Below are 11,367 nucleotides of genomic sequence, written 5' to 3' on the forward strand. Positions count from 1 at the left end.
GTTAAAAACATGAAATGCCCAGCTTGCGATAAAACTTTAAGCCAAAAAGTAGCAGGAAATATTACAGTAGATGCCTGCGAAGGTGGGTGCGGCGGAATTTGGTTCGATAACTTTGAGCTAAAAAAAGTCGATGAGCCAGATGAGGCAGCCGGCGAAGTTCTTTTAGCGATTGATAGAACGAAAGCAATTGAGGTTGATCAAAATAAGAAGCGACACTGCCCTCGCTGTGAAACTATCATAATGATGCGACATTTTTTCAGCGTGAAACGGCAAGTATTAGTTGATGAATGTCCAAAATGCGGGGGTTTTTGGTTAGATGCCGGTGAATTAGCGGCTATCCGACAACAATTTAGTTCAGACGAAGTCAAAGAAGCTGTTGCGGAGGAATATTTATCTGATGTTTTTGATAGCTATTTGGCAACAAGGTTAATGCGACGCCAAGGTTAATGCGTTAGCTTATTTTTCGTTACAAGACAACCCTTGGTAATTAAAATTAATTAAAAGGAGTAGATTATGCCGAGATTTGAACGCTTTACTATCCACATGCAAATTAACCGGATGTTTGCCGAAGGGCAGTCATTTTTTGCCACGATGAAGGTGCAAGATTGGCTGCGGGAACGGAATCACGAGCCGGCAGACTACGAGATTATTTTTCATCAAAAGCCGGCACCTCCGGGTTCAAAGGAAGTCATAGCAGTTGATATTGAATTGCGTCGGAAAGATGGACAGCCGGTGGATGAATGGTTGCAAAAAGAATTAAATAGTCATGCCTAAACCGGCTACAGGTTTAGATTGTTTTTCCCTATTGTGAGCCGGCTAAGCACCTATGAAAGTTCGCGGAATCAAAAAATCAAATCTTGGCTGGATTATTGCCTTTTTTGGCTTTTTCGCCCTGCTGCTGTTAATCATGCTGCTTGCGGACTTAGGAAGGCTACCTCTGCCACTATTTCAGCAGGAGCCTTTTGACAAGGTTGGGCATTTTTTCTTGTACGGGATTGCTTCTTTTCTTAGCCATCGTGCGATAAACCGGCGCATGATGGCAATTTTTAATTACCCAATTCCGCTAGGGCCATTTATCTTTAGTTTATTTACAGCTTTTGAAGAGATGCTGCAAGCAACTTTACCGAATCGCAGCGCGAGTTTTTTGGATTTTGCTGCTAGCATGGCCGGCATTATAGTTTTTTATTGGGTTGGGGAAATTTGGGATCGGAAAAGGCAGAAATAGAGGGGAATCGGGCATGGGGCAAGGCTGCGCCAACCTAAAGGTAGGGGCATGGTTAATGAATAATAGAGAATGCTCTCCCCATGCCCCATGCCCCTAGTTTTTACCGTATGGAGACGACAACTGCCTGACTTTCGTTGGCGGTATCATCGACGGCGGATAGGGCATAAGTTCCGCGCTCAACTTTAAAAGCCGTTATGCTCGAGGGTATCACTCGCAGCAGTTTCCAAGTATTACCGGCCTTGGTATAAAGCGTCCAAGAACGAACATCATTGGCAGCCGGCTTGTCCCATGTCACGTAGTTAGAAGTCACCGTTATTCCACTTGGGGGTGCCGGTGGTTCGTTATCTAACCAAGGCATGGCGGGTGGCAATGCCGGCGAAGGATAAAGCGCGGATCGGAAAGCTTCATTTACACCCAAACGATTTTCTTTGAATACCTTCATGCTGAAAAAGATATTCCCTAAAGAAAGTTGCGGTGCCATCTTGCGGGTAATTTCAACTTGTCGTTTAAACTCAGAAACTGTCCAGCTACCGCCGTTGAGTTGGCTGAGATAGTTACCGGCGTAAATGTGGCGGCGTTTGGGGTTATGTTGCGTCCACCAAGTCAGCAATGCCGGATAACTCTGCTGGGGTGGATCGATGCGCCAGTAAAGTTGTGGGGCTAAATAATCCACCCAACCTTCTTCTAACCATTTCTTGGCATCGGCATACAGTTCATTGTACTGGTCGAGTCCGACAATACCGGCAGGCTGTCCGGGCCGGTAAATTCCAAAGGGACTAATGCCAAATTTAACGTGAGGTTTCTCGGCGCGAATTCCCTTAGCAAGACGCTGCATCAATTGATTGACATTGTCTCTGCGCCAGTCAGCAAGAGAAAAGGTGCCACCGGCTGCTTTGTAAGCGCCGTAAGTTCTGGAGTCGGGGAAGGAAATGCCGCTTTTCGGATAGGGATAGAAATAATCATCGAGGTGAATCCCATCCACGTCATAGCGACGCACAACGTCCATGATCACGTCATACGTCCGATCCTGAACTGGCTTCGCACCTGGGTCCATCCACAGCAAATCGCCATATTGGTAAGCGTATTGTGGATAAACTTTTGCCATGTGATTACCGGCAAGCGAGAATTTATCCGGTGTCTTGGCACGGTAGGGGTTGAACCAGGCATGAAGTTCGATATTGCGCTTGTGGCTTTCTGCAATCGCAAACTCTAGCGGGTCATAATAGGGTGTCGGCGCTTTGCCTTGGGTGCCGGTTAGCCAATAACTCCAAGGTTCTAATTGAGAGGCGTATAAAGCATCGCCTGCCGGTCTGACTTGCAATACTAAAGCATTCAGGTTTAACGCCTGCATCCGGTTCAAAATTGACAGCAATTCTGCTTTTTGCTGTTCCACCGGCATTCCGGGTTTTGAAGGCCAATCAATATTGGCTACCGTTGCTGTCCACACGCCGCGAAACTCTCGCGTATGGCCAACCGTAACCATTTCAGAAGGTGTTTGAGATTGTTGGACAACGCGCCTGGGTGGGTAAGCGGCGTAAACCTGAGTCACACTCAGTCCGAATAGTAGGGACAAAACAAATATTAATAACTTGCTTTTTTGCCGGATTGCTTTACCGGCAGATGGAGGGGACTCGGCAGCGCGTGAGCTTTTCTGCTCTTTCGCACTGAAATTACTAACTGCAAGCCGTAGCCGGCTTAGCACTCGAACAATAATAGCCATCAAATTCATGTTATTTTTGCGCCTGGATTTATATAGCCCTAAACAGCAATGCCAATGATAGCAAGGCAATCGATATCTGGAAAGTTCCTGTACATCGGTTGCTTGTTCCTTACGACTCCCTAACAGGCTGTCTCTTAATGCTGTTTGTCATTTTCTAAGCTTGCTCCAGACCAACCGGAAAAATAACAGCGTTCTCGCTTCTTTTAAATTACCTTTCATTCGGTTAAAAACCGCTTCTCGCTCATCGTGAATATTTTTGACAATCTCGCTCACGTCCTGACCGGCATCCAGAGGATTTACTCAAAAGTTTCTCTCAGTTTATCTTCAATCTGTTCTACTAGGCGCTGAGTTACCTCGCGCACACCCAATACAGAATTTTGGCCTTGGATTTGCGCGATTTCGCCACAGTCCTGATCTTTTCTGCCTAAGAGAAAATAAGTTTTCATTTCTCCTTTGCCTTTCACTGAGATTGTTCCCCGTTCTTCAAACAAATAACACTCCTGCAAGAGTTGGTAGCTGGCATCAGACACTTGAATTCGCCCTGCTAAACCGTGTGATTCCATACGGCTAGCGATATTCACCGTGTCGCCCCACAGATCATAAATAAATTTTTTGATGCCAATGACTCCTGCCACAACCGGCCCGCTATGAATTCCGATCCGGATGCTAAATGCTTGATTATTCTCTTGATTAAATGTGGCCACTGCGCTTTGCATATCAAGGGCCATTGCAGCAATTGTTTGAGCATGATCTGCCCGCCGATTGGGGAGTCCGCCAACCACCATATAAGCATCCCCAATCGTCTTAATTTTCTCCAAACCGTGCTGTTCACTCAGCCGATCAAAGGCTGAGAAAATTTGATTCAGCAAGTCTACCAATTCAATCGGTGACAGATAAGAAGCTATCTGCGTAAAGCCTACGATATCTGCAAACATAACCGTCACTTCGGCAAAGTTTTCCGCAATCGTACTTGCCCCCTGTTTCAGGCGCTCGGCAATGGGTGCTGGTAATATATTGAGCAACAAGCGTTCAGTTTGTTCCCTTTCTTGGCGTAGTTCCGCTTCCGCCTGCAATCGCTCGGTGATATCTCGAAAGATTGCCCGAATGGCCACGGGCTTTCCTTCTACAAATTTACAGTTTACATTTCCTTCTACTGAAATTTTTTTACCCTCTTTGCTAAGAAATGCAGCTTGAAACCGCTCTATTTTTTCACCAGATATTACTCTGTTAAATATCTGTAACCATTGAGCTTTACAATCGGGATGAATGATATCAAAAACGGTTAATTCTGAAATTTCTGCTATATATCCCAAGGTTTCTTGCCAAGCTCGATTGACATAAATAAAATGACCGCCGGCAGTAACAGATTGAATTAAATCGCTCGCATTTTCAAACAATTCTCGATATCTTTCTTCACTTTCAAAAAGCGCAGCTTCCGCTCGTTTACGCTTAATAAACTGACCCAGTTGACTGCCAATCGCAGCCATTGTCTGTAATAAGTCTTCATCGGGTTGCTGCACTTCTCGGCTAAAGAATGCCATCACGCCTAGCACTTCAGCGTTGCTGAGGATGGGGAAACCAAACCCTCCATGCAATCCAGATCGGGCGGCAAGTTGTGATCGCAAGAAGTTAACATCTTTAGCGACATCGCTCATCCAGTGCGGGGAACGATTTGCCCACACACGACCGGGTAAACCAACGCCAAAGGCAAACGTAGTTTGTTTGGAGACTTCGATAAATTCTGTGCTGACTGCTGCCGGTCTTGACCAAATTTCCACACATCGTAGCAATTGAGAGCGTACACCAACTAAATGAGAAGTGAGAATTTTTTCTTCATGCTTCATTCTCATTTCTTCATTCTCTACCATCCAAAGTTCCCCAACTGTCCATCCCACGCTTTCACAAATTGCTAGCAAAATTTTAGGGATCGCCTGCTCTAATGTCGCAGATTCAGATAAAACCCGGGCTGTAGCATACTGCGCCCCCCAGCGTTGTTGGGTGCGTTGACGTTCCGTAATATCGCGACCGATATAAAGGAAATCTTTCAAGTTTTCTATATCAGTTTGGAGGCCCGAACAAGAAAATTCAACAAAAATTTTTTGACCGGCTTTGGTATGACAAACAACTTCTATATCTTTCAGAAGTTCACCATTTGATAAAAGCTTCTCCTGAAAAACTAAGTTTAAAAAATTTCGATCAGCAATTATTCTTGAAATTGGCTGTCCGATTAATTCTTCTTCCCCATATTTGAATAAATTTTGAGCGGCTTTGTTAATTATTTTTATAGCGCCAGAAAATGTAGTAACTATCAAGGCATCTGCCATTGATGTGATAATTTGTTTGTTATATTTTTTTGAATGAGAGAGGGCGCTGACTAAAAGATTTGATTCATTTGTACTTTGTACTAATCTTTGCTCTAAGAGCATTTTTTCTGTGACATCTTCAAAAAAAATAATCAACTTTTTTTCAAAACTTTCTTCATCGGCTGTATATTCATTAACATAAAAATCGAGATAAAAAGGAGAAGTCAATTCGGAAAATCGCCCAATACCTTTTAGCTCAAAGCTTTCCTGATGTGCTTGCAAGACTGCCGTTAAAATCTCTTCAGTTCCTATCAATTCAGGAAAGCCGGTGCGGACATCCTTTCCCGGTTCCACTTCATCAGGACAATCCGCAAATCTTCCTACACCGGGGGATATATCTAAGATAATCCAGTTCCCGCCTATGATCAGATACTCCAGGTGACGCGGGACTAAGAGTTTTTTGAAATGCTTATTCATATCAACTCTCTTAATTTAAATTTATTGGGTTAACTTTTCTTTTCATATTCATTTGAAAAGGGAGAGTTATTCCAGGGAATCATGACTCTAAAGGTTGTGCCGGCTCCAACTTCACTTGCTACCATAATTTTGCCACCGTGTAATTCTACAGACTTGTGGACAATCGCCAATCCTAAGCCGGTGCCAGAAATATTTCGGGCATTTCTGGCCCGATGAAATAATTCAAACAATCGTTTTTGATCTTCTAAAGGAATACCAATCCCTTGATCTTGAATCTCAAAAATTACCTCTTTATCTTTACACATGAGGTTCAAAACAACTGGCTTCCCTGGCGGTGAAAACTTGAGCGCGTTGGAAAGCAAGTTAGTGAGAATATGGCGCAGGAGTTTTTCATCCATACAAGCATTAATATTTTCGCACTCATTAACAAAGGTAAGGGCGTGCTTTTTGCCGGCACTGAGTTGCATCTCTTCTACCAGATCGCCACAAAATTTTCCTAAGTCAATGAAATTGGGATCGAATTCTAATCTCCCGGCTTCAGATTTTCCGAGCGTCAGCACATCATCTAATAAGTTTGTCATTTGTTTGACGGCTGAGTGAATCATCTGAAAATATTGTTGAGTCTTTTTTTCGCATCTTTTAGGACTATAATAGTGATCTTCTAATAATTCTACTGAAGTTAGGATAATCGTGAGTGGCGTCCGAAACTCATGAGATGCCATCGAGACAAAATTAGATTTCATTTCATTAAGTTCTTTTTCTTTTTCCAGAGCAGAACGAATTTCCGCTTCAGCACGCTTACTTTCGGTGATATCCCGACCGATATAAACAAAATCTTGCACGCCTTCTATATCTGTCTGAATGACTGAACAGGAAAACGCAACAGAAATTTTTTCGCCGGCTTTCGTATAGCAATCGACTTCTATATTTTGCAACAATTCAGATTGAAAGCATAAATCTGATGGCTCCATGATTGGAGAAAGAAGTTTTTTCTCAGGTATAATCAACGAAATGGGCTGGCCAATTAATTCTTCTTCGCTATATTGAAATAATTCTTGACTTGATTGATTGATCGTTTTAATCTGGCCGGAAGAAGTTGTCACCAATAAAGCATCGGCCATCGATTTAATGATTTTATCTATATAATCTTTTGAACTAACCAGCGCACTGAGTAATAAACCAGATTCATTCGCTCTTTGAACTAATGTTTGTTTCAAAACCATCATTTCCGTAACATCTTCAAAGAACACGACTAACTGATTTTCTAGCGTTTCATCATGTTGAAACTCACTTACGAAAAGATCGATATATAAAGGAGATTCCCGATCTGAGAACCGAGCGATGCCCTTGAATTCAAAGCCCGCCTGTTTGCCTTGTAAAACTTCTGATAAAATATGTTCAACTCCTATCAGTTCAGGAAAGCCGGCGCGGACATCATTGCCAGGAACCACTTCATCGGGACGATCAGCAAACCGTTTGACACCGGCAGAAGTTTCTAAAACAATCAAGTCTTGATCCATTGTTAGATACTCCATACGGCGTGGGCCTAATAGTTTTTTTAAAAGGGTGTTCATATCGGCTCCTATCCGTAAAATAAGTTTAGAAAAATCAAACAAATTATTGTTGTCCGAGCAAAACTATCATTTTTGCTAAAAACGGATTTTTTTTGAGCTGTAATTATTTCATAGATATCTCTCATTCAAAAATATTCTAAAAAATGTTCATTGACCAATGTAAAAAAAAAATTATATTCTCAGCAATTCCTTGAAAACGCCATAGCGGTAGCCGGTATTGAACAAGCAAAATGCAATTTTTATGGAGGCTGGTGTCACGAATTTGCAGTTTTTTCTGTCTAATCACCCAAAGAACAAACGATAAAATCAGATTACTTAAAATATATAACTTAAGTGATGAATAGCTTTGAAAGAATAAAATACCGACTTTTAGTGAATACGGGTGACTAAACTTACCGTTTCCTAAGCAACTAAACAGGTTGGGTTTGTCCAAAGGTAGGAGCCGGCATAATTGGTGTGAGATGGCATACATGATTTTGCCTTTTGCCTCCTGTAGAATTGGCTTAAATTGCAGATATTTGTTTAATCATAAGAGAAAAATGTACTAATATATGGTAATATCAAATTTTAAACTACTTGGATTTAAGTTGCCTAAGAAATAGAAGTTTAAGCAAGGTGCCACTCCATCGTGAGAATGATAGAGGTCAGGTAGCGAGAGGCGTGGAGTGAGGGCGAGAGTGTTGGTAGCATAGGTTGCAGAATACTTTAAACTTAACATAATTAAACATCATAGACCCTTGTCAATCCTTCCAGTTAGGATTTCGCAAATTAACGTTAAGAAATCGCGTCGATTTAACAGTTTTCGGCGCATTTCGCTACGATTAGGCCATGAGATTGGGGTGCCAAACTGTTAAGTCGGGCTGTAAATAGTGATGAAAAAAATTCTAGTCATAGAAGATGAGCGCTCCATACGCAAGAACCTGCTGGCACTCTTGACGGCTGAGGAGTTCAACGTCATAGGAGCCGAAAATGGCAGCATCGGAGTGCAGTTGGCACGCACAGAATTCCCCGATTTAATTCTGTGCGATATTATGATGCCAGAACTCGACGGTTACGGCGTACTGGCTGCATTGCAACAAAATCCAGCCACTGCCATGATTCCGGTTATTTGCCTCACGGCTAGAGGAGATCGAGCTGCACAGCGTCAGACAATGGAACTAGGAGCCAATGATTTTCTGACAAAGCCCTTCACTAGAAGCGAACTTCTCGGTGCCATTAAAACGCAGTTGAGCAAGCAAGAAATGCTCAAGCAGCAGCAGAATACAGCCCTTCAACAAGCGATCTCCCAGCTCAATGACTTAGTTTATTACGATAGCCTGACAAATCTTCCCAATCGACTTTTATTACGCGAGCGATTTCACCAGGCTCTTAGTCTTCAACTGTTCCCAAACCAAATCATTCCGGTCGCAGTGCTCAGTCTAGATCAGCTCGACCGTTTCAGCCACAGTTTGGGAACCGACTATACAGACTTATTACTACAAGAAATTAGTGAACGGGTTGTTCCTTATGTGAGCGAAATCGGCACAGTGGCCCGATTAAACAGCCAGCAACTCGCTTTAATTTTGCCCCCTGTTGGAGAAGGGCAAAAAGCAACCCAGATGGCTCAAACAATTATTAATGAATTATCTCAACCCTTTACCTTGCTTGGATATAAAATTTTTATCACCAGCAGTATTGGCATAGCGCTGTATCCGAATGATGGCGAAGACCTCGATAGTCTGCTGAAAAATGCCAAAGCTGCCATGCATGAGGCGCAAGAACAGAGTGGTAATTGCTATCAGCTTTACACCGCAGCAATGCAGGAGAAATCTTATGAGCGGTTGATGCTAGAACTCGACTTGCGCCATGCTTTAGAACGGTCTGAGTTTCAAATACATTATCAGCCCCAAGTTGACCTCCAGAGCGGAAAAATTGTGGCTGCCGAAGCATTGATTCGGTGGCACCACCCAAAACGGGGTTCAGTCTCGCCGGCAGAATTTATTCCCCTAGCCGAAGCCACCGGCTTAATTGTCCCCATCGATGAATGGGTGCTGCGGACGGTTTGCCGGCAAGCAAAAGACTGGCAAGAAACGGGATTTTTCTTACCCGTTGCGGTGAACTTGTCAGCCGTTCAATTCAATGAACCGGGTTTAAGCGATCGGGTTGCTCAAATCTTAGAGGCGACAGGGCTAGAGCCTCGTTTTTTAGAGTTAGAACTGACAGAAAGTGCGGTGGTGCAGAACCCAACAAGAGCGATTGCTACGCTAAAAGAACTTAAAGCTTTAGGAATTCATCTGTCCTTAGATGATTTCGGCACCGGCTACTCTTCCTTAAGTTACCTACAACAATTTCCGTTTGACACTTTGAAAATAGACCGTTTCTTTGTCAGCGAACTCAGTCATGAAGATAAAAATTCCGCCATTATCATTGGCATCATTAAACTGGCGCACAGTTTGAATTTGAAAGTGGTTGCGGAGGGCGTTGAGACGAAGGCGCAAGAGGCCCTGCTGCGCCACTATCGCTGTGATTTTATGCAAGGCTATGGATTCAGTCCGCCGGTGCCGGCTACAGCCTTAGAAAAAATGCTCAAAGAACAAGCCCGCAATCTGTACTCAACAGACACGGGTTAATTTTAAATTCATCTCCCTCTCACCCTCAATTTCCCTAGAAAAATTAAATACCTAACAGCTTAAATACCTTAACTAGGACGCAGCCCTGCTACATCAGAAGTATGCTCCTGATGGGAAGCAAGTAATGATTTGGATTGCTGTAGCGGAATTTCAATAATAAACTCAGCACCCTGTCCGGGTTCAGAAATGCAAGTTAACGTGCCACCATGCTTTTCTACCACAATTTGATAGCTGATAGATAAACCCATTCCAGTGCCTTTACCGACTGGTTTAGTTGTGAAAAAAGGGTCAAACAATTTCCGTTCAACTTCCTTTGTCATCCCTAATCCATTATCCGCAATTCGGATTACCACCCAGCGATGATTCTTCACTTCTGTGTGAATTCGGATCACCGGCAAGAGACACTCAGCCGCCTCTAAAGGATGGTTTTTCGCTTCCTCTAGCACATCAATTGCATTGCTAATAATATTTAAAAATACCTGGTTGAGCTGGCCGGCATAACACTCAACCAAGGGCAATTCTCCATACTCTTTTAAAATCTGAATCCCAGAATAACTGTCACTCGGTTGCAAACGATGCTGCAAAATTAATAAAGTATTATCAAGTCCCTCGTGCAGATCAACTTTCTTCTTTTCAGCTTCATCCAGGCGGGAGAAATTACGCAATGACAGCACAATTTGGCGAATGCGTTGTGCACCCATTTTCATCGAAGATAAAATTTTGGGCAAATCCATTGCCAGAAATTGAAAATCAATCGCTTCAATTTCCTCTTGAAGCTCTGTAACCGGGTTGGGGTAGTGTTTCTGATAGAGCTTTACTAACCTTAGTAAATCTTGGAGATAGTGGCCGGCATGGGCGAGATTGCCATCAATAAACGTAACTGGGTTATTAATTTCATGAGCAATGCCGGCCACCATTTGCCCCAAACCAGACATTTTTTCACTTTGAATCAGTTGCATCTGGGTGTGTTGCAACTCTTGCATCGCTCGGTTAAGCTGCTGGTTAGACTGACTCAATTCTTGAGTTAATTGGTACTGGCGCAAACCGGCTCGTACTCGTGCCAACAATTCATTCGGATCGATCGGTTTAGAAAGAAACTCATCCGCCCCAGCATCCAGTCCCTCGACTCGGTGAGCCACAGACTCACGGGAGGTGAGTAAAATAAAAAAAGTGGTCGCCAAAAGGGGATCTGCCTTAATCTGCCGGCACACCTCCACCCCATCCATCAGCGGCATAATCCAATCGCAAATAATTAGAGCCGGTTGTAACTGCTTTGCTTGCAGAAGTCCTTCGGCACCATCCTTTGCCACGGTGACATCATACCCCTCTAGTTGGAGGTCTCTTTTGAGAAATAACCGAGTTGCCGCATCATCTTCGACGACAAGAATTTTTGACATAAAAAGTTAATCACCAGACACAGCAAAGGATAGGGAGAACCAATAGTTTGCACCTTAACAAT

Annotated in this window: 8 protein-coding genes; 4 read left to right on the plus strand and 4 right to left on the minus strand. The window is 43.3% G+C overall.

Annotated features, from left to right (window positions below):
• The first annotated feature begins 9 nt into the window (after positions 1 to 9).
• From H6F56_RS04920 to H6F56_RS04930, 3 genes are all read left to right on the plus strand, one after another.
• Positions 10 to 447, plus strand: coding sequence for a zf-TFIIB domain-containing protein (locus tag H6F56_RS04920; RefSeq protein ID WP_190665725.1), 438 nt, complete (start codon positions 10 to 12; stop codon positions 445 to 447).
• A gap of 66 nt (positions 448 to 513) precedes the next feature.
• Positions 514 to 774, plus strand: coding sequence for a hypothetical protein (locus H6F56_RS04925; protein WP_190665726.1), 261 nt, complete (start codon positions 514 to 516; stop codon positions 772 to 774).
• Positions 775 to 826: 52 nt separating this feature from the next.
• Positions 827 to 1,225 carry a VanZ family protein gene (locus tag H6F56_RS04930; protein WP_190665727.1) on the plus strand — a complete coding sequence of 133 codons (399 nt, stop codon included), beginning with the start codon at positions 827 to 829 and terminating at the stop codon, positions 1,223 to 1,225.
• A 100-nt stretch (positions 1,226 to 1,325) separates the two neighbouring features.
• Here H6F56_RS04930 and H6F56_RS04935 read toward each other — a convergent pair whose 3' ends face one another.
• The 3 genes from H6F56_RS04935 to H6F56_RS04945 all read right to left on the minus strand — a co-directional run bounded on the left by H6F56_RS04935 (position 1,326) and on the right by H6F56_RS04945 (position 7,299).
• The gene (locus H6F56_RS04935; RefSeq protein WP_190665728.1) at positions 1,326 to 2,954 is read right to left on the minus strand and encodes a glycoside hydrolase family 10 protein; all 1,629 of its coding nucleotides are present in this window, start codon (positions 2,952 to 2,954) and stop codon (positions 1,326 to 1,328) included.
• 287 nt (positions 2,955 to 3,241) lie between these two features.
• Positions 3,242 to 5,725 (minus strand): adenylate/guanylate cyclase domain-containing protein, encoded by a 2,484-nt coding sequence (locus tag H6F56_RS04940; protein WP_190665729.1) that lies wholly within the window; start codon positions 5,723 to 5,725, stop codon positions 3,242 to 3,244.
• 29 nt (positions 5,726 to 5,754) lie between these two features.
• Positions 5,755 to 7,299 carry a sensor histidine kinase gene (locus H6F56_RS04945; protein WP_190665730.1) on the minus strand — a complete coding sequence of 515 codons (1,545 nt, stop codon included), beginning with the start codon at positions 7,297 to 7,299 and terminating at the stop codon, positions 5,755 to 5,757.
• An 872-nt stretch (positions 7,300 to 8,171) separates the two neighbouring features.
• Here H6F56_RS04945 and H6F56_RS04950 point away from each other — a divergent pair.
• Complete coding sequence (locus H6F56_RS04950) at positions 8,172 to 9,908, plus strand: putative bifunctional diguanylate cyclase/phosphodiesterase (protein ID WP_190665731.1); 1,737 nt, start codon at positions 8,172 to 8,174, stop codon at positions 9,906 to 9,908.
• Positions 9,909 to 9,976: 68 nt separating this feature from the next.
• Here the strand turns inward: H6F56_RS04950 and H6F56_RS04955 are convergent, their stop codons facing one another.
• Positions 9,977 to 11,305, minus strand: coding sequence for a sensor histidine kinase (locus H6F56_RS04955; RefSeq protein ID WP_190665732.1), 1,329 nt, complete (start codon positions 11,303 to 11,305; stop codon positions 9,977 to 9,979).
• Positions 11,306 to 11,367: the final 62 nt, after the last annotated feature.

It is taken from the genome of Microcoleus sp. FACHB-672, from assembly GCF_014695725.1.
Taxonomy (GTDB): Bacteria; Cyanobacteriota; Cyanobacteriia; order Cyanobacteriales; family Oscillatoriaceae; genus FACHB-68.

Coding starts and splice junctions, on each gene's coding strand:
- H6F56_RS04920 (WP_190665725.1), top strand. CDS start 10: ATGAAATGCCCAGCTTGCGATAAAACTTTAAGCCAAAAAGTAGCAGGA.
- H6F56_RS04925 (WP_190665726.1), top strand. CDS start 514: ATGCCGAGATTTGAACGCTTTACTATCCACATGCAAATTAACCGGATG.
- H6F56_RS04930 (WP_190665727.1), top strand. CDS start 827: ATGAAAGTTCGCGGAATCAAAAAATCAAATCTTGGCTGGATTATTGCC.
- H6F56_RS04935 (WP_190665728.1), bottom strand. CDS start 2,954: ATGAATTTGATGGCTATTATTGTTCGAGTGCTAAGCCGGCTACGGCTT.
- H6F56_RS04940 (WP_190665729.1), bottom strand. CDS start 5,725: ATGAATAAGCATTTCAAAAAACTCTTAGTCCCGCGTCACCTGGAGTAT.
- H6F56_RS04945 (WP_190665730.1), bottom strand. CDS start 7,299: ATGAACACCCTTTTAAAAAAACTATTAGGCCCACGCCGTATGGAGTAT.
- H6F56_RS04950 (WP_190665731.1), top strand. CDS start 8,172: ATGAAAAAAATTCTAGTCATAGAAGATGAGCGCTCCATACGCAAGAAC.
- H6F56_RS04955 (WP_190665732.1), bottom strand. CDS start 11,305: ATGTCAAAAATTCTTGTCGTCGAAGATGATGCGGCAACTCGGTTATTT.